Origin of the sequence: Streptomyces sp. R41, assembly GCF_041053055.1 — a bacterium.
GTDB lineage: Bacteria > Actinomycetota > Actinomycetes > Streptomycetales > Streptomycetaceae > Streptomyces.
The window spans coordinates 1,698,575-1,715,824 of record NZ_CP163443.1; the positions used below are offsets into that span (position 1 = coordinate 1,698,575).

Here is a 17,250-nt window from a genome sequence, read left to right on the forward strand (position 1 = left end):
CAGCAGCCTGCGCAAACACCGCCGCACCGCAGCCTGTCTGACCGGCTGGAGATCCGCGCGACCCGCTTGAGAAACGGTTCCGCAGGGCGCGGGCGGGAGCCCGTCTGACAGGGCCTCCGCTCACGTGTGCGGGCGCGTCCAGCAGGCGGACGCACGATGCGAACCCGCCCCCTACCGCCGGTAGGGTGGCGGGGTCCAGCCGGACAGCGTGGTCCGGTCTCCGGCCCACGTTGAGAAGGTATTTCGGGCTATGCGCATTGGTGTCCTCACGTCCGGCGGCGACTGCCCCGGCCTGAACGCCGTCATCCGGTCCGTCGTGCACCGTGCCGTCGTCGACCACGGCGACGAGGTCATCGGCTTCCGGGACGGCTGGAAGGGCCTTCTGGAGTGCGACTACCTCAAGCTCGACCTCGACGCGGTGGGCGGCATCCTGGCCCGCGGCGGCACCATCCTCGGCTCCTCCCGGGTCCAGCCCTCGCACCTGCGGGACGGTGTGGAACGGGTCAAGGGCCATGTCGAGGAGCTCGGCCTGGACGCGATCATCCCGATCGGCGGTGAGGGCACGCTGAAGGCGGCCCGGCTGATGTCCGACAGCGGCCTGCCCATCGTGGGGGTGCCCAAGACCATCGACAACGACATCGCGGTCACGGACGTCACTTTCGGCTTCGACACGGCCGTCGGCGTGGCGACCGAGGCGCTGGACCGGCTGAAGACCACCGCCGAGTCCCACCAGCGTGTCCTGGTCGTGGAGGTCATGGGCCGCCACACCGGCTGGATCGCGCTGCACTCCGGCATGGCGGCCGGCGCCCACGCCATCGTCGTACCGGAACGGCCCTTCGACATCGAGGAGTTGGCCACCAAGGTCGGCGAGCGCTTCGAGGCGGGCAAGCGGTTCGCCATCGTCGTGGCCGCCGAGGGCGCCAAGCCTCGCGCCGGCACGATGGAGTTCGACGAGGGTGGCAAGGACATCTACGGCCACGAGCGTTTCGCCGGGATCGCGCGGCAGCTGTCGATCGAGCTGGAAGAGCGGCTCGGCAAGGAGGCCCGTCCGGTGATCCTCGGGCACGTTCAGCGGGGCGGTACGCCGACCGCGTACGACCGTGTTCTCGCGACCCGGTTCGGCTGGCACGCCGTGGAGGCCGTGCACCGCGGGGAGTTCGGCATGATGACCGCGCTGCGCGGCACGGACATCGTCATGGTCTCGCTCGCCGAGGCCGTCGAGACGCTGAAGACGGTTCCGGACGAGCGGTACGCCGAGGCGGAGTGCGTGCTCTGACGCATACGTAGCTGGAACTGCCCCCGGTCGCAGCCGCGACCGGGGGCAGTTCTACTCTGGTGCGGACAGACAGCGCACAACCCTCCCCCAGTGCCTTAAAAGGGCCTGGGGAGGTACCCCAGAATCAGGAGCCGGCGGATGGATCACAGCGGGCACGGCATGACCATGGATCTGCCGCCGTTCACGCTGGGGCGGGGGCTCGAATGGTCCGCGGACCCGTTCTTCCTCGTCGCCTGCCTGGTGGGGCTCGGCCTGTACGGCTGGGGGGTCGTGCGGCTCGCGCGGCGCGGCGACAAGTGGTCGTGGGGACGGACCGCCGCCTTCGTCGTCGGTGTGCTGACCGTGATGCTCGTGATGTGCACCAAGCTGAACGACTACGGCATGGTCATGTTTAGCGTGCACATGGTGCAGCACATGGTGATCAGCATGCTGTCGCCGATCCTGATCCTGCTCGGGGCGCCGATCACACTGGCGCTGCGGGCGCTGCCGGTCGCGGCGAAGCGGGGCGACAAGGGGCCGCGTGAGCTGCTGCTGATGTTCCTGCACAGCCGCTACATGCGGATCATCACGCACCCCGCCTTCACCATTCCGCTGTTCATCGCGAGCCTGTACGCGCTGTACTTCTCGCCGATCTTCGACTTCCTGATGGGCTCGAAGGCGGGCCACATCACGATGATGTGCCACTTCCTCGCCGTCGGCCTGGTCTTCTTCTGGCCGATCATGGGCGTCGACCCGGGTCCGCACCGCCCCGGCTATCTCCTGCGGATGCTGGAGCTGTTCGCGGGTATGCCGTTCCACGCGTTCTTCGGCATCGCACTGATGATGGCGTCCGCTCCGATGGTCGAGACGTACAAGAACCCGCCCGCCTCGCTCGGCATCGACGCGCTCGCCGACCAGACCGCGGCGGGCGGCATCGCCTGGGCGTTCAGCGAGATCCCCTCCGTCCTCGTGCTGATCGCGCTGCTGTTCCAGTGGTACGGCTCAGAGCAGCGGCAGGCCAAGCGCACGGACCGGGCGGCGGACCGTGACGGCGACAAGGAACTCGAGGCGTACAACGCCTATCTGGCCTCACTCAACACACGCGGTCGCTGAATTAACTTTTCTATTCTCGTTGCGTGAAAGGCGTCGCCATTCAGTAGCATGGAATGCGAAGCCCTACGTCCGGTCTTCCGGCGCGCAGGGTCCACGGGGGAAACCGCAGGGGGAGCGGTCATGACATTTCGTGCGTCCATGCAAAGGGCTGGGATATCAACGGCCCGCAGGATCGCTCTACTGCTGGTTTCCGTGCTGATAGTCAGCGGATGCAGCAAATCCGATCAGTTGTTCGTAGTGCGTGCCGTCGCCGCGGGGATTTCGCAGGCCGATCCCTTCTTCAAGGAGGACGGCAAGCTCGGCAGGGACACCCGCGTCCCCGAGGCACGGCCGGCAGGCGGGGTGCAGGCCAGCAACAGTCCGGGGCTGTACGGGGGCACACCGGGCGGCGGGAACGGCCCGGCCGGGGACGGCACGGGCGGGAACAGCACGGGCGGGGACAACGGTTCGCCAGGACAGGATGAGGGCGGTGGGGCCACCGGTGAGTTCGGCGGGTCGACCAAGCCCGGCACCTGCGTCGTGGCGAAGCTGAAGAAATTCCTCACCGCTCCGGAGAACTCCGCGAAGGCACGGGAATGGGCACGCATCCTCCATATCAGCACCGCCGAGATCCCGAATTACATCGATCAACTCACACCCGTCGTGTTGCGCCACGACACTCTGGTGACGAATCACGAGTACAAGCACGGCAAGGCCGTCCCCTTCGACGCCTTGTTGCAGGCAGGAATCGCGATTCTGGTCGATAAGCAGGGACTGCCCGCCGTGAAGTGCTCCTGCGGGAATCCGCTGCGCCCTTCCCAGGTGAACATCAAAAAGACCTCGGTGCAGTTCAAGGACGGAAACAAGAAGTGGTCCGGATATCAGCAGGACCACATCGTGATCGTCGAGCCGCCGCCCGGGAACCCTGAGATCGACCGGCTCCAGCTCATCGACGTCAACGACCCCGATCGCGGGATCGCCCGCGAGCTGGGCGTCGACGGTGACGACACGTCCTTCGACCCGCACGCGCAGCAGACCGTTCCGGCCGTCACCGGCATGACGTTCGCCGAGGCGGCGCGGAACCTCACCGGCGCCGGGCTGGCCCTGGCCTACGACGGCGACTCCCTGCCGCCGGACGACGCCCAGGTCACCGCCTCCCAGCCCGTCCAGGGCAGCACGCTGGAGTGGGGCGCCTCCGTGACGCTGTTCGTGCAGTCCGACGACGACGACGGCGGCGGGCAGAGCACTCCCCAGGAATCCGGTGGGACGACCAAGGGTCCGGACGAGTCGAGCACCGGACCGGATGAATCCACGACCGGTCCCGGCGAGTCGAGCACCGGACCGGATGAATCCACCACCGGTCCCGGGGAGTCCAGCAGCGGACCGGGCGAGTCCAGCACCGGCCCCGGCACGACATCACCGACCACGCCCACGACCCCGACCACCGGCGGGACGGACTCGCCACCGGTGTCGGGCAGTACCCCGGCGAACACGCCGACGGGCGATTCGTCCACCCCCTCGGAGTCCGTCTCGACCGGCCCCACCTCCACCGAGCCGACGACCAGCGGCGCGCCGGGGTCGAGCGACTCCTCCTCGGTCGACCCCGGCGTCAGCGACTCCGCACCCGGTGCCCCCTCCTCCGCGACCGACGCGACCGACTCCGGTGGGCTCACCGGAGGCACGTCCTGATCCGCGTACGAACCAGCGCAGAACCCGGGGAGCAACGGGATGGCACCAGGATCACCGCAATCGGGAGTGGGCCGGATCATCGCCGGCCGGTATCGGCTGCTGGACCAGGTCGGCTCGGGTGGGATGGGCCATGTGTGGCTCGCCCACGACCAGCGGCTCGACTGCGATGTCGCGCTCAAGGAGATCAGGTTCCGCAACTTGCCGGAAGGCAATGAGGAGCACGAGTCCCGCATCGCGCGTGCCCGCGCCGAGGCTCGGCACGCGGCGGTGCTGCGCGGGCACCCGCACGTGGTGACCGTGCACGACGTCCTGGAGCACGAGGGCCTGCCATGGATCGTGATGGAGTACGTGGCGGGCGCGGAGGATCTGCGCGCCTGGCTCGCCCGGCGCGGTCCGCTGGCCCCCGCCGAATGTGCTCGTATCGGCCTCGCGGTCCTTGACGCCCTGACCGCCGGGCACGAGCGCGGCATCATGCACCGGGATGTCAAACCGGCCAACATCCTGCTCGCTCCGGACCGCACGGGCACGCCGGGCGCCCGGATCCTGCTCACCGACTACGGCATCTCCGTCCAGCCGGACTCCCCCGAGACCCGCTGGACCAGGACGTCCATCCTGGTGGGCACGGCCGGTTATCTGGCGCCGGAGCGGGCCACGGGCGGGCCACCGACCGCGGCGGCCGACCTGTTCTCGCTGGGCTGCACCCTGTATTTCGGCGTGGAGGGCCACGGGCCGTTCGACCGCGACACCGATCTCGCCGCCATCACCGCCGTGGTCCTGGAGGAGCCACCGCCGCCACGGCGGGCCGGAGCGCTGCGACCGGTCGTCGAGGCACTCCTGGTCAAGGATCCCGCCCGGCGGATCTCCGCGGAGGACACGGCGGCGGCGCTGGCCAGGATCATCACGCCCGAGCCCCACCCGCCGACCCGGGTCGACACGGGCTCGCAGCCGCCCTGGGCCGGTCTCGTCACCTCCGACGGGTCTTCGGGTCCCGGCGGGGCGGTGGGCGACCAGGGGTTTGCCTCTCCGGGCGCGTACACGCCCACGGCCGTGGGCTCCGGCAGCCCGGCCCGCGACCAGGGCTTCGCCGCTCCGGCGGCCGCGTACGCGCCCACCGCCCAGGCACCAGGTGCGTACATGCCGGCCGCGCCGGGACCAGCTGCGTATACGCCGACCGCACCGGGACCAGGTGCCTACACTCCGCCTGGCCAGGGGTTCGGCCCGCCCTGGTACGGAGGGCCGGCCACCCCTGTCACCGGTCCCGGTCCCGGTCCCGGCAGGCGGCGACGCAAGCGCCCGCGCGCCCTGCAAGCCATGACGGCGGTGCTCCTCGCGCTCGGGCTGACGGCCGGCGGGGTCTGGTACGCCATGGCGCACAAGGCCGAGCTGCCGTACGGCGCCGAGGTGGGCCTCTCCGAACCGCTCCGCAAGGGCGACTGCGTCCTCGGTGACCCCGCTCCCTGGAAGGCGGCGGGTGTCCCGCGTCTCAGGCTGGATCCGAGCTGCAAGGCGCTGCGCCCCGACGGGCAGGTGATGGCGCTGTACAAGGCGCCCTCGTTCGAGGTCGCGCGGCGTCAGGGTGAGAACCAGTGCTTGGAGCGGACGAAGGAGACCGCGGGCAAGCTCGCGTGGAACGTGCGCAGCATGGCCGTCGTCCCCACGCGCGAGGGCTTCGGCGCCACCGGCGGCAACGTCGCGTGCCTGCTGGTCGGCAAGGACGGCCCGGTGTACGGCCCGCTGGGCGACCTCCGCCCGTACGGGATGACCTTCGCGGACGCCACCCAGATACAGCGGAAGGACTGCCTCGGCCATGTCGACGGCGACGCACAGGTCAATGATCACTACGAGCTGGTCGCCTGCGACAAGGAGCACGTCGGGCGCGTCGTCGACATCACGCACCTCACGACCTACGCGTCGGACGAGGACCCCTTCGACCAGGCGAACGCGCAGTGCGAGAAGGATGCACCACCGGAGAAGTACCACTACCCCCGCACCGTCTACTGGAGTCATGGTCTGCGCAGCACAGGGATCTGGTCGAAGGGCAGGTACCTGGTGGTCTGCAGCATCGAGCGCTTGGACAAAGCCCCCATGCACGCAGACCAGTAGGCCACCCGGCCCTGGCGAACCGCCTCCCTCCGGGTGAAAATGGGCCCAAGGCCACGGCCCGCGTCGCGGACCCGCCTGGAGGAGGGTGTCGCGATGCCCGGTTCGACGAAGACGATGGGCGTGATCACCGTGAGTGGGCTCGTCGTGGTGACGGCCTACACGGTGGCGCTCGGCAGCAACGGCTGGCTGTGGTTCGGCTGGGTCGTTCTCGGCCTGATCACGCTGGGGATGGTGGCCTCGCGCAGCACCTGATGGTCACTCCCGGGGCAGCCGCCCCGCCGAGTGCACGCCCGGCTGGTACTTGGGCAGCCGGGCGGTGATCTTCATGCCGGCCCCCACCGCGGTCTCGATGACGAGGCCGTAGTCGTCCCCGTACACCTGGCGCAGGCGTTCGTCGACGTTGGACAGCCCGATGCCGCCGGAGGGGCTGACCTCTCCGGCGAGGATGCGGCGCAGCCGGTCGGGGTCCATTCCGGCGCCGTTGTCCTCGATGACGACCAGCGCCTCGGCGCCCGCGTCCTGAGCCGTGATGCTGATGTGGCTCTTGTCGGTCTTGCCCTCCAGACCGTGTTTGACGGCGTTCTCCACGAGGGGCTGGAGACAGAGGAAGGGCAGTGCGACCGGCAGCACCTCGGGCGCGATCTGCAGGGTGACCGACAGGCGCTCCCCGAAGCGGGCCCTGACCAGGGCCAAGTAGTGGTCGATGGCGTGCAGTTCGTCGGCGAGCGTGGTGAAGTCGCCGTGTCGGCGGAACGAGTAGCGGGTGAAGTCGGCGAATTCCAGTAGCAGTTCACGGGCCCGCTCTGGATCGGTGCGGACGAACGAGGCGATCACCGCGAGCGAGTTGAAGATGAAATGCGGTGAAATCTGGGCGCGAAGTGCCTTGATCTCGGCCTCGATCAGCCGGGTACGGGACTGGTCGAGGTCGGCGAGTTCCAGCTGCACCGAGACCCAGCGGGCGACCTCGCCCGCGGCCCGTACGAGGACGGCGGACTCGCGGGGCGCGCAGGCGACGAGCGCCCCGTGCACTCGTTCGTCGACGGTGAGCGGCGCGACGACGGCCCAGCGCAGCGGGCAGTCGGGCTCGTCGCACCTCAGCCGGAAGGCCTCGCCTCGGCCGGTCTCCAGCGGTCCGCCGAGCCGCTCCATGATCTCGGAGCGGTGGTGCGCCCCCACTCCGTCCCAGGCGAGGACCGTCTCCTGGTCGGTGAGGCACAGCGCGTCCGTGCCGAGCAGCGTGCGCAGCCGTCGCGCGGACCGGCCCGCCGTCTCCCCGGTGAGGCCCGCGCGCAGCGGGGGCGCGGCGAGCGAGGCGGTGTGCAGGGTCTGGAAGGTGGCGTGCTCGACGGGGGTGCCGAGCCCACCGAGAATTCCGGGCCGCGCGGTGCGCCTGCCGAGCCAGAAACCGGCGGCGAGCAGCGGCAGCACGGCGACACAGAGCCCCGCGAGGAATCCGCTCATCCCGCCGACTCCCCCGGCACGCCGCACACACCTCGCCCCTCGCCGACCCTCCACGCGCCTCCCCGCCCGCCGACGCCCGTCACGCCCCGGCTCCCACCACTCCCCCACACACCTCGGCCCCCACCCGTCCTCCTCAGACCCCCGCTCCCGCCGATCGCCCTCACGCCTCGACCCCCGCCCGACTCCGCAACGCCCCGGCCCCGCCACTCCCCCACACACCTCGGCCCCCGCCGCTCCCGCTCACGCCCCGGCCTCCTTCGTGGTCACCGTGGCGCGCACCTGGGCGCCGGCCAACTCCTCCGGAAGATGGAACCGTGCCAGGATCGCCGCCGTCCCGGCCGGCACCCGGCCCGGCGTGGCCAGTGACACCAGCATCATCGTCACGAATCCGAGCGGTACGGACCACAGGGCCGGCCAGGCGAGGAGCGCGTGCAGGGAGCCCGTGCCCGGATAGCCCGCCATGGTCGCGCCGACCGCGACCAGTGCGGAGCCGCCGCCGATCAGCATCCCGGCGGCCGCGCCCGGCGGGGTCAGCCGCCGCCACCAGATGCCGAGTACCAGCAAGGGGCAGAAGGAGGAGGCGGAGACGGCGAACGCGAGCCCCACCGCGTCGGCCACCGGCAGCCCGCCCACCAGCACGCTCGCCGCGAGCGGCACCGCCATCGCGAGCACGGTGCCGAGCCGGAAGTGCCGTACCCCACGCGTGGGCAGCACGTCCTGGGTGAGCACGCCCGCCACCGCCATGGTCAGTCCGGACGCGGTCGACAGGAACGCCGCGAAGGCGCCGCCCGCCACCAGTGCGCCCAGGAGGTCCGCGCCCACTCCGCCGATCATCCGGTCGGGCAGCAGCAACACGGCGGCGTCCGCGTCCCCGGTGAGGCTGAGCTCGGGGGCGTACAGCCGACCCAACGCCCCGTAGACGGGCGGGAGGAGATAGAAGGCGCCGATCAGGCCGAGCACGGCGACCGTGGTACGGCGGGCGGCGACGCCGTGCGGGCTGGTGTAGAAGCGGACGACCACATGCGGCAGTCCCATCGTGCCGAGGAAGGTGGCGAGGATCAGTCCGTACGTGGCGTACAGCGGGCGTTCCTCGCGCCCGGCCGCCAGCGAGGTCGACATGCCGCCGTTGCTGCCGCGGTCGGCCACCGGGACCGGGTCGCCCTTGGCGAAGGTGAGCCGGGTGCCGCGGTCGATGTGGTGGACGCCCGCGGATAGTTCGACGCGCTCGCCCTCGTACCGCCGTCCGTCGACGCCGCCCGTGGCCGTGACGCCCAACGGCCGGGAGAGCTTCAGGTCGAGAGTGTCGTCGACGCGTACGACCCGCTGTTCGCGGAAGGTCGCCGGTTCGTCGAAGGTTTCACGGGGTGCGCCGTGGGCCTGCCAGGCGAGGACCAGGAAGAGCGCGGGGACCAGCAGCGCGGTGAGCTTGAGCCAGTACTGGAAGGCCTGCACGAAGGTGATGCTGCGCATGCCGCCCGCGGCGACGGTGGCGACCACGACGACGGCCACGAGCACCCCGCCGAACCAGTCGGGCGCGTCGGTCAGCACGGCCAACGTCAGTCCCGCGCCCTGCAGTTGAGGCAGCAGATACAGCCAGCCGACGCCGACGACGAAGGCGCCGGCCAGCCGGCGCACCGCCTCCGAGCCGAGCCGCGCCTCCGCGAAGTCCGGCAGGGTGTAGGCGCCGGAGCGGCGCAGCGGGGCCGCGACGAACAGCAGCAGTACCAGGTAGCCCGCCGTGTAGCCGACCGGGTACCAGAGCATGTCCGGGCCCTGGACCAGCACAAGGCCGGCGATGCCCAGGAAGGAGGCGGCGGAGAGGTACTCGCCGCTGATCGCGGCCGCGTTGAGCCGGGGGCCCACGGTGCGCGAGGCGACGTAGAAGTCGGAGGTGGTCCGGGAGATGCGCAGGCCGAAGGCGCCGACCAGGACGGTGGCGACGACGACGAGGGCGACCGCGGGGACGGCGTAGTTCTGGTCCACGGTTCAGCGGTCCTCGACCAGGCGCACGAAGTCCTTCTCGTTGCGCTCCGCCCGGCGTACGTACCAGCGCGCGAGCAGTACCAGCGGTGGGTACACGCAGAATCCGAGCACGGCCCACTCCAGGCTCGCGCCGTCCGGCATCGCGGCGAAGACGAGGGGCAGCGGGCCCACGAGCAGCACCAGGACGGCGAACACCACGAGGGCGACGCGGAGTTGACTGCGCATCAGGGAGCGGACGTAGGTGTGGCCGAGCGTGGTCTGTTCGTCGATCTCGGTCCTGGGCCGGTAGTAGCCGGACGTCCGGCGGGTGTGCCGGGGCACACCGGTGACGACCACGCGGCGTTCGGTCGGGTCCTGCGGCACGCGGCCCTCCTCAGCTCGTGGTCCGGCGCAGCAGCAGATCGCGCAGTTCGCGCGCGTGCCGGCGGCTGACCTGGAGTTCGACGGAGTCGACGAGGACGCTCACCGTACCCGCGTCCAGGCGGAGTTCGCCGATGTGGCGCAGGGCGACGAGGTGGCGCCGGTGGATGCGGACGAAGCCGCGGGAGCGCCAGCGCTCTTCGAGGGTGGACAGCGGGATGCGTACGAGGTGACTGCCCTGGGCGGTGTGCAGGCGGGCGTAGTCGCCGTGCGCCTCGACGTGGGTGATGTCCTCGACGGCCACGAAGCGGGTCACACCGCCGAGTTCGACGGATATGTGGTCGGGGTCGGGCTCGTGCACAGGAATCAGCGGTGCCGTGTCCCGGAGTTGGGCGGCCCGCCGGACGGCCTCGGCGAGCCGCTCCCGGCGGACGGGTTTGAGGACGTAGTCGACGGCCTTGAGGTCGAAGGCCTGCACGGCGAAGCCCTCATGCGCGGTGACGAACACGACGAGCGGCGGTTTGGCGAAGCCCGTGAGCAGCCGGGCGAGGTCGAGCCCGTCGAGGCCGGGCATGTGGATGTCGAGGAAGACGACGTCGATCGCCTCGGGCCCGTCGGGTCCGGACTCCAGCGCCCGGTTGATCCGGCGCAGCGCCTCGGTCGCGTCGCTCGCGCCCTCGGCGCTGCTGACGCGTGGATCGGCGTTCAGCAGATAGAGGAGTTCCTCGAGGGACGGTTGTTCGTCGTCGACGGCGAGCGCGCGCAGCATGAGAGTGGAGTGTAAGAGCGATTCCGGCGACTGGACATGTGCGGGGCGTGGACGTTGCCGCTGGATGCGGCACGGATGTTGCGCCGGACGGGGCGTGGGCGGCGCGCTGGATACAGTGCCGCCATGAACAGCAAGCCCGCGATGTTCGACGACCTCGACCGCAAGATCATCACGGCCCTGATGGCCAATGCCAGGACGAGCTTCGCGGAGATCGGCGCGGCGATCGGCCTGTCCGCCACCGCGGTCAAGCGCCGCGTCGACCGGCTGCGCGAGACCGGCGTGATCACCGGGTTCACGGCCACGGTGAAGCCGACGGCGCTCGGGTGGCGCACGGAGGCGTACGTGGAGGTGTACTGCGAGGGCGCGGCCCCGCCCCGGCGGCTCGCGGAAGTGGTCCGCAACCATCCGGAGATCACCGCGGCGATGACCGTGACCGGGGGCGCGGACGCGCTGCTGCATGTGCGCGCCACGGACGTGGAGCACTTCGAGGAGGTACTGGAGCGGATCCGTGCCGAGCCCTTCATCCGGAAGACGATCAGCTACATGGTGCTGTCCCACCTGCTGCCGGAGGCCCCGGAGGCGGGCGCGACCCACGCCGCACCGGATGACGCAGCAACCGTGCGCTGACCCCCCGGATTGCGCAGCAAAGCTGCGCACACGCGCAGCTCTCGTCGCTTGTCGCCCGTATCCCCCGCTTCTTACCGTGGAGGCACACCCCCAGCCGACACCGCAGGAAGCGGAGGAACCTCTCTGTGCCCGACAGCCGTGTGCCGCGCCCCCGGCGCTTCCTCGTCTGCGAACCCAGACACTTCGCCGTGCAGTACGCGATCAATCCCTGGATGCATCCCGACACCCCCGTGGATGTCGACCTGGCCCGCGACCAGTGGCAGGCGCTGATCCGCGCCTACCGCGCCCACGGGCACACGGTCGACTCCGTCGAGCCCGTCGCCGACCTCCCCGACATGGTGTTCGCGGCGAATTCCGCGCTCGTCCTGTCTGGCCGTGTCTTCGGCTCGCTCTTCCACGCGCCGCAGCGCCGCCCCGAGTCCACCGCGTACGAGACCTGGTTCAAGGCGGCCGGTTTCGACGTCTACCGCCCCGAGTCGGTATGCGAGGGCGAGGGCGACCTGGTCCCGACGGGCCGGTACGTCCTGGCCGGCACCGGATTCCGTACGACCCCCGAGGCCCATCGCGAGGTCCAGGAGTTCTTCGGCGTCCCGGTGATCAGCCTCCAGCTGGTGGACCCGCGGTTCTACCACCTGGACACGGCCCTCTTCGTTCTGGACGACGAGAACATCGCGTACTACCCGCAGGCGTTCTCGCCGGGCAGTCGCGAGGTCCTCACGCGCCTGTTCCCGGACGCGGTTCTGGCGACCCGCGAGGACGCCATGGCCTTCGGCCTCAACTCCGTCTCGGACGGCCGCCACGTCTTCATCTCGCCGCGCGCCGAAGCCCTCGCCGACCAGCTCGTACGCCACGGCTACGTCCCCGTCCCCGTCGACCTCTCGGAGTTCCACAAGGCCGGCGGCGGCATCAAGTGCTGCACTCAGGAGATCCGTTCATGACCGCTCCCACCCGTACGCGCACCTCCGCCGACCTGATCCGCGCCGAGGCGCCCGTCCTCGCGCACAACTACCACCCGCTGCCCGTGGTGGTCGCCCGCGCCGAGGGCACCTGGGTCGAGGACGTCGAGGGACGCCGCTATCTCGACATGCTGGCGGGCTACTCGGCGCTCAACTTCGGCCACCGCAACCCGGTGCTGATAGAGGCGGCGCATCAGCAGCTCGACCGGCTGACGCTCACCTCGCGCGCCTTCCACAACGACCAGCTGGCCCAATTCGCCGAGTCGCTGGCCGAGTTGACGGGCCTGGACATGGTCCTGCCGATGAACACGGGCGCGGAGGCCGTGGAGAGCGCCATCAAGGTGGCCCGCAAATGGGCGTACGAGGTGAAGGGCGTCGCACCGGACCAGGCGACGATCGTCGTGGCCGCCGACAACTTCCACGGCCGTACGACGACCATCGTCAGTTTCTCCACGGACGAGACGGCCCGCACGGGCTTCGGCCCCTTCACCCCCGGTTTCCGTGTCGTCCCCTACAACGACCTCGCCGCGCTCGAAGCGGCGGTCGACGAGACGACCGCGGCCGTGCTGATCGAGCCCATTCAGGGCGAGGCGGGCGTCGTCATCCCCGACGACGGCTACCTCACCGGCGTACGCGAACTGACCCGACGCACCGGCTGCCTGTTCATCGCGGACGAGATCCAGTCGGGCCTCGGCCGCACGGGCACCACCCTCGCCGTCGACCACGAGGACGTCGTCCCGGACCTGCTGCTGCTCGGCAAGGCGCTCGGCGGCGGCATCGTGCCGGTCTCCGCGGTGGTCGGCCGCCGGGATGTGCTCGGAGTGCTGCGGCCCGGCGAGCACGGCTCCACGTTCGGCGGCAATCCGCTCGCCGCGGCGGTCGGTTCGGCCGTCGTCGAGCTCCTTGAGACCGGTGAATTCCAGCGCCGGGCCACAGAGTTGGGCGTGGTGCTGCGGGGCGGCCTCGCGGCGCTCGTGGGCAAGGGCGTCGAGGGCTTCCGCTCGCGCGGGCTGTGGGCGGGCGTCGACATCGACCCGGCCATCGGCACGGGGCGCGAGATCAGCGAGGGCCTGATGCGCGAAGGGATCCTGGTCAAGGACACCCACGGCTCGACCATCCGGCTGGCACCGCCGCTGACCATCACCGGCGAGGAACTCCGGTCGGCGCTCGGGGCGTTGGAGAAGGTCCTGACGCAAGGGGTCTGACACCGACGGCGATCTGGCAAGGGCGTCACCCCCGCTGGTGCGAGGCGATCCTGGCGGCGGAGGTTCCGAGGCCGGTGGGGCCGTGGAGGAGGCGCTCCGCGGGCCCTCGCGTGGAGCGGCCGGGTCGGCGGTACCACTCGTTGTCGCCGGCCATCCAGTCCTGGAGCGTTCTGACGTACCCGAGGACGTTCTCGGACACGTCCGGCCCCAGTTCCGCGAGGAGCTGGGGCAGTTCCGTGTCGGTGGTCTCCTCGAATTCGCGGATCCGGGCGGCGAACCGGTCGTAGGCGATGTCCACGGCCTGCTGCAGCTCGCAGTCGAGGAACCGCTGGCATCACGGACGTCGCCGAGTGGATGGGCCACAAGTCGATCGAGGTCACGTTCCGTATCTACCGGCATCCGTTGCCGTCATCGATCGGTAGAGCTGCAAAGCTGCGTGAGCTGTCGCTCTGCTTGCCGGGAGGCGGCAGCGGGCCCGGCGGGCCGAGTGTTGGCGGCCTGCCTATGGTCCACATTCAAGGAAGCTCGGTGGAGTCCTATGTGACGGTGCGGCGAGCCCACTTGCAGCAATTCTCGGAAAGCGCAATCCACCGAGGGATGTCTTCCGTATCCATTCACAGGAGGCAACCCCTCCAGACAAACAGATCCGCGATGCCGGGACCCACATGGCGAACCAGCGCGCGATGTCCCTGAGCGTCACCCGACATCGCAGGTACGGCCCGGTCGGCTCAGCGCGGAGCACTGATCCTCTTTGCCTGCAGCAGCCTTGATGGCCAAGGCTCCGACCATGTGCGCGGCCTGGCAAGCGACAAGGCCTCAACAGTGCTCACCGCGCGACCCGGCTCATGCTGCGTCGATCGGCGTGGCGGAACACGGCCGATTGCTGTCTTCCGTAGAGCCCCTTTGCTCCATGCACTGAACACCTGGAGTCACGATGAACTCCACCAATGCTGTCGAAGCCACCTCGACGGGTCTGGTCGAAGCCACCTCGACGGGTTTGGGAGTGTGCTGCGCCGTTGGCAACACGGTGCTGCACACGCTCCTCGTCCCTGATCACCTTGAGGAGATGTTCTACATCGGCGTCCTGTTCGTGGTGGGGAGCGCCATCATGCTCGTTGTGGCAGTAGCGCTCGTCATCATGAAACACCCCTTGGTCGCTTGGCTGACCGGGACACTCGTCAGCCTCGGCATGATCGTCGGTTTTGCGCTGTCGCGTACTGTCGGCCTGCCGGGCGGCTACTACGAAGCCGGCTGGGAGCCGCCATACGGCCCCCTGTCCTTGCTCGTCGAGGGGCTCTTTGTCCTTGCGTTCCTTGCCTGGCTCGGCGACCGGGCAGCCCATGGCGCCACGCCGAAACTGCTGTCCAGGTCGGACCACGAGCCGGTCGCGGTCGGGGCGGACGTTTCAACCGAGCGTCGCTGACTTGCGGCGCACGCGCTGGATACGGCGGATGCCGCCGCGGACTGCGTGTGCCCGCCGGTGGATGTCGTCGGCCGCGGCGGGCGGGGGCCCCTCGCTCCGGTGGCTGGGGGACTGCGCGAGGTCCAGCAGGCCGTGCTGCGCCACTTCGCGGCCACCGGCCACGCCCCCGGCATCGTGGAACGGGAAGCCGCTGCCGCCGCTCACGGCCGTACTGCCGGAGAGGCGATGGCCGAGCTGAGCGGCGACGACTTCCGGGCGTCGCAGGTGCGCCGGGCGATGTAGTCGCCAGTGCGCCGGGCGATGTGGACGAAGACGCTGCCGGGCCGCGCCCTGTCCGTGCTCGCGGCGTGGGCCGGGTCAGGGCAGCTTCTGCAGCCCGGCACCGGTCAGTAGGTAACCCGGGGCGACGGTGGCGGCATCCGCCCGTACCAGCTCCACCAGCGCGGCGCCGGCGACCTCTGGAGTGAGCGGCTCGCCCATCTGCTGGAGGTACTCCTCCTCGGACTGGCCGCTGCGAGCGGCGTACGCCCGAACCGCCGGCCGACCGAGGTCGGTCAGCGGCGTGAGCCGGGGCAGTACGGCGGTGAAGGTGATGCCCAGACCGGCGCGCTTCGCCTCGTCCTGGGCGTACCCCGTGATGAAGTGCTGGGTGGCCTTGGCGCCGGCGTACCCGCCGCTGAGCGGCGACCCGGCCAGCGCGGCGCCGCTGCTGACGACGATCACCCTGCTGCCGGGTCGCAGCGGCTTGAGCAGAGCCTCGCGCAGCCAGTGGAAGGCGATCCGGACATCGGTGTGCCAGTTGACCGAGAACGTCTCCCACGTGTGGTGCTGCAGCGGACGCATCAGCGGGCTTGCGCCGGCCACCAGGATGACGACCTCCGGCTGATGGCGGTCGAGGAGGCTGCCCGCCACTGTGGCGTCGCCGGCATCGGCGGCCTCTTGCTGGATGGTGCGGCCGCCGTTGGCCGGCTCGGCGAACGCCGCCGCGGTGCGGGCCACGGCGACCACTGGGGCGCCGGCCGCGGCGAAGGCCGTGGCGATCCCGCGGCCCAGGCCGCGGCTCGCACCGACGACGATGGTGGTCCTGCTGGACAGATCGCTCATTGTGTCCTCCACTGTTCCGCCCTCGCGGGCATCCAGACGCCGTACCGAGCCGACACCGCTGCTGCGCGGGTCGCGGTTGCGGACGCGTTCAATGGGACAGACACAGGGCGCGTCCGAAACTGGGCGCACTGGAGGTGACCAGTTCCGCCGGCCGTCGGTGTCAGTACACAGAGACGATCCAGACGGAGGTGGCAGATGTCGGCAGAACTGCTCCGGCGGGCGCGCGCCGGCGACCGGGACGCGTTCACCGCCCTGGTCGAGCCGCACCGCGGCGAACTGCAGGCGCACTGCTACCGCATGCTCGGTTCGCTGCAGGACGCCGAGGACGCGCTGCAGGAGACGCTCCTGGCGGCGTGGCTCGGCCTCGACGGCTTCGAGGGGCGCTCGTCGATCCGCACTTGGCTCTATCGCATCGCCACCAACCGCTGCCTCAACCTGCTGCGGTCGTCCGCACGACGGCCGGTGAGCGCGGCGCCGCTGCCAGTGCCGACGCCGGAGCCGACCCGCCTGGGCGAGGTGCCGTGGCTGCAGCCGTATCCCGACGCGCTGCTGGAGGGACTGCCCGATCAGGCGCCGGGGCCCGAGGCCCGGTACGAATCCCGCGAGGCGATCTCGCTCGCGTTCGTCACCTCCGTCCAGCTGCTGCCGCCGAACCAGCGCGCCGTGCTGCTGCTGCGCGACGTGCTCGGGTACCGCGCGAAGGAGACCGCCGAGCTGCTCGGGCTCACCGAAGACGCGGTGACCAGCGCACTCAAGCGCGCCCGCGCGACGATCGACATCGCTCACTCGCCCGACCAGCCGTCGCCGCCCCCACCCGGCGCGCCGCAAGAGCGTGCGCTGCTCGACCGCTTCGTCGCGGCCTTCACCGAACTGGACGTCGACGCGCTCGTCGCGCTGATGACCGACGACGCGTGGGTGCGCATGCCGCCCCTGCCATTCGAGTACCGCGGCACCGCGGCGGTGCATGGTTTCTTCACCGCGATCCACGCCCACTGGCGGCGGATCGACCGGATGGTGCCCGTGCGGGCGAACGGTCAGCCGGCGTGGGGCGCGTACGTCCGCGACCCCGTCACCGGGGGCCTGCATGTCAGGGAAGTCGTCGTGGTCGGCCTCGCCGGCGACCGTATGTGCGAGCTGACTCGGTTCGAGACGACGCTCGCCCCGTACCTCGGTCTGCCTCGGACGCTCGACTAGCGTGACACGAAGACCTCTGGTTGAGGAGC

General features: G+C 70.5%; 17 protein-coding genes. 11 read left to right on the forward strand and 6 right to left on the reverse strand.

Going from position 1 to position 17,250, the window contains the following annotated elements; genetic code table 11:
- The first annotated feature begins 250 nt into the window (after nucleotides 1-250).
- The 5 genes from AB5J53_RS08015 to AB5J53_RS08035 all read left to right on the forward strand — a co-directional run bounded on the left by AB5J53_RS08015 (nucleotide 251) and on the right by AB5J53_RS08035 (nucleotide 6,391).
- The gene (locus AB5J53_RS08015) at nucleotides 251-1,276 is read left to right on the forward strand and encodes a 6-phosphofructokinase (RefSeq protein ID WP_369244914.1); all 1,026 of its coding nucleotides are present in this window, start codon (nucleotides 251-253) and stop codon (nucleotides 1,274-1,276) included.
- 138 nt (nucleotides 1,277-1,414) lie between these two features.
- The gene (locus AB5J53_RS08020; RefSeq protein ID WP_369244915.1) at nucleotides 1,415-2,368 is read left to right on the forward strand and encodes a cytochrome c oxidase assembly protein; all 954 of its coding nucleotides are present in this window, start codon (nucleotides 1,415-1,417) and stop codon (nucleotides 2,366-2,368) included.
- 237 nt (nucleotides 2,369-2,605) lie between these two features.
- Nucleotides 2,606-4,036: a DUF6777 domain-containing protein gene (locus tag AB5J53_RS08025; RefSeq protein WP_369252108.1), complete on the forward strand. Its 1,431-nt coding sequence runs from the start codon at nucleotides 2,606-2,608 to the stop codon at nucleotides 4,034-4,036.
- A 39-nt stretch (nucleotides 4,037-4,075) separates the two neighbouring features.
- A complete protein-coding gene (locus tag AB5J53_RS08030) occupies nucleotides 4,076-6,139 on the forward strand; it encodes a serine/threonine-protein kinase (RefSeq protein ID WP_369244916.1) in 2,064 nt (687 codons plus the stop codon).
- Between the two features lie 93 nt (nucleotides 6,140-6,232).
- Nucleotides 6,233-6,391, forward strand: coding sequence for a hypothetical protein (locus AB5J53_RS08035; protein ID WP_369244917.1), 159 nt, complete (start codon nucleotides 6,233-6,235; stop codon nucleotides 6,389-6,391).
- 3 nt (nucleotides 6,392-6,394) lie between these two features.
- Here AB5J53_RS08035 and AB5J53_RS08040 read toward each other — a convergent pair whose 3' ends face one another.
- From AB5J53_RS08040 to AB5J53_RS08055, 4 genes are all read right to left on the reverse strand, one after another.
- The gene (locus AB5J53_RS08040; protein WP_369244918.1) at nucleotides 6,395-7,600 is read right to left on the reverse strand and encodes a sensor histidine kinase; all 1,206 of its coding nucleotides are present in this window, start codon (nucleotides 7,598-7,600) and stop codon (nucleotides 6,395-6,397) included.
- Nucleotides 7,601-7,840: 240 nt separating this feature from the next.
- Nucleotides 7,841-9,583 (reverse strand): cation acetate symporter, encoded by a 1,743-nt coding sequence (locus tag AB5J53_RS08045; protein WP_369244919.1) that lies wholly within the window; start codon nucleotides 9,581-9,583, stop codon nucleotides 7,841-7,843.
- Nucleotides 9,584-9,586: 3 nt separating this feature from the next.
- On the reverse strand, nucleotides 9,587-9,946 hold the full coding sequence (locus tag AB5J53_RS08050; RefSeq protein WP_369244920.1) for a hypothetical protein: 360 nt from the start codon (nucleotides 9,944-9,946) through the stop codon (nucleotides 9,587-9,589).
- Nucleotides 9,947-9,956: 10 nt separating this feature from the next.
- On the reverse strand, nucleotides 9,957-10,712 hold the full coding sequence (locus AB5J53_RS08055; RefSeq protein WP_369244921.1) for a LytR/AlgR family response regulator transcription factor: 756 nt from the start codon (nucleotides 10,710-10,712) through the stop codon (nucleotides 9,957-9,959).
- Between the two features lie 123 nt (nucleotides 10,713-10,835).
- On the opposite strand from AB5J53_RS08055, the gene AB5J53_RS08060 reads away from it, so the two are divergent.
- Genes AB5J53_RS08060 through rocD form a run of 3 tightly spaced genes read left to right on the forward strand, consistent with a single transcriptional unit; the run spans nucleotide 10,836 to nucleotide 13,500 of the window.
- On the forward strand, nucleotides 10,836-11,339 hold the full coding sequence (locus AB5J53_RS08060) for an Lrp/AsnC family transcriptional regulator (RefSeq protein WP_189184385.1): 504 nt from the start codon (nucleotides 10,836-10,838) through the stop codon (nucleotides 11,337-11,339).
- Between the two features lie 59 nt (nucleotides 11,340-11,398).
- Nucleotides 11,399-12,277 carry a dimethylargininase gene (gene ddaH, locus AB5J53_RS08065; protein WP_369252110.1) on the forward strand — a complete coding sequence of 293 codons (879 nt, stop codon included), beginning with the start codon at nucleotides 11,399-11,401 and terminating at the stop codon, nucleotides 12,275-12,277.
- The gene (rocD, locus tag AB5J53_RS08070; RefSeq protein WP_369244922.1) at nucleotides 12,274-13,500 is read left to right on the forward strand and encodes an ornithine--oxo-acid transaminase; all 1,227 of its coding nucleotides are present in this window, start codon (nucleotides 12,274-12,276) and stop codon (nucleotides 13,498-13,500) included. The genes ddaH and rocD overlap by 4 nt, the downstream gene beginning before the upstream one ends.
- Nucleotides 13,501-13,525: 25 nt before the next feature.
- Here the strand turns inward: rocD and AB5J53_RS08075 are convergent, their stop codons facing one another.
- The gene (locus AB5J53_RS08075) at nucleotides 13,526-13,798 is read right to left on the reverse strand and encodes a hypothetical protein (protein WP_369244923.1); all 273 of its coding nucleotides are present in this window, start codon (nucleotides 13,796-13,798) and stop codon (nucleotides 13,526-13,528) included.
- A 636-nt stretch (nucleotides 13,799-14,434) separates the two neighbouring features.
- Between AB5J53_RS08075 and AB5J53_RS08080 the strand changes: the two genes are divergently transcribed.
- Complete coding sequence (locus AB5J53_RS08080; protein WP_369244924.1) at nucleotides 14,435-14,923, forward strand: hypothetical protein; 489 nt, start codon at nucleotides 14,435-14,437, stop codon at nucleotides 14,921-14,923.
- A 99-nt stretch (nucleotides 14,924-15,022) separates the two neighbouring features.
- On the forward strand, nucleotides 15,023-15,205 hold the full coding sequence (locus AB5J53_RS08085; protein ID WP_369244925.1) for a hypothetical protein: 183 nt from the start codon (nucleotides 15,023-15,025) through the stop codon (nucleotides 15,203-15,205).
- A 75-nt stretch (nucleotides 15,206-15,280) separates the two neighbouring features.
- On the opposite strand, the gene AB5J53_RS08090 is transcribed toward AB5J53_RS08085, so the two are convergent.
- Complete coding sequence (locus AB5J53_RS08090; RefSeq protein WP_369244926.1) at nucleotides 15,281-16,027, reverse strand: SDR family oxidoreductase; 747 nt, start codon at nucleotides 16,025-16,027, stop codon at nucleotides 15,281-15,283.
- A 195-nt stretch (nucleotides 16,028-16,222) separates the two neighbouring features.
- Between AB5J53_RS08090 and AB5J53_RS08095 the strand changes: the two genes are divergently transcribed.
- Nucleotides 16,223-17,221, forward strand: coding sequence for a sigma-70 family RNA polymerase sigma factor (locus AB5J53_RS08095; protein WP_369244927.1), 999 nt, complete (start codon nucleotides 16,223-16,225; stop codon nucleotides 17,219-17,221).
- Nucleotides 17,222-17,250 lie beyond the last annotated feature (29 nt).

Bases quoted from the DNA above. Each gene is read 5' to 3' on its own strand.
- AB5J53_RS08095 (WP_369244927.1), top strand. From the start codon at position 16,223: ATGTCGGCAGAACTGCTCCGGCGGGCGCGCGCCGGCGACCGGGACGCG.
- AB5J53_RS08040 (WP_369244918.1), bottom strand. From the start codon at position 7,600: ATGAGCGGATTCCTCGCGGGGCTCTGTGTCGCCGTGCTGCCGCTGCTC.
- AB5J53_RS08030 (WP_369244916.1), top strand. From the start codon at position 4,076: ATGGCACCAGGATCACCGCAATCGGGAGTGGGCCGGATCATCGCCGGC.
- AB5J53_RS08015 (WP_369244914.1), top strand. From the start codon at position 251: ATGCGCATTGGTGTCCTCACGTCCGGCGGCGACTGCCCCGGCCTGAAC.
- AB5J53_RS08060 (WP_189184385.1), top strand. From the start codon at position 10,836: ATGAACAGCAAGCCCGCGATGTTCGACGACCTCGACCGCAAGATCATC.
- AB5J53_RS08020 (WP_369244915.1), top strand. From the start codon at position 1,415: ATGGATCACAGCGGGCACGGCATGACCATGGATCTGCCGCCGTTCACG.
- rocD (WP_369244922.1), top strand. From the start codon at position 12,274: ATGACCGCTCCCACCCGTACGCGCACCTCCGCCGACCTGATCCGCGCC.
- AB5J53_RS08055 (WP_369244921.1), bottom strand. From the start codon at position 10,712: ATGCTGCGCGCGCTCGCCGTCGACGACGAACAACCGTCCCTCGAGGAA.
- AB5J53_RS08080 (WP_369244924.1), top strand. From the start codon at position 14,435: ATGAACTCCACCAATGCTGTCGAAGCCACCTCGACGGGTCTGGTCGAA.
- AB5J53_RS08035 (WP_369244917.1), top strand. From the start codon at position 6,233: ATGCCCGGTTCGACGAAGACGATGGGCGTGATCACCGTGAGTGGGCTC.
- AB5J53_RS08090 (WP_369244926.1), bottom strand. From the start codon at position 16,027: ATGAGCGATCTGTCCAGCAGGACCACCATCGTCGTCGGTGCGAGCCGC.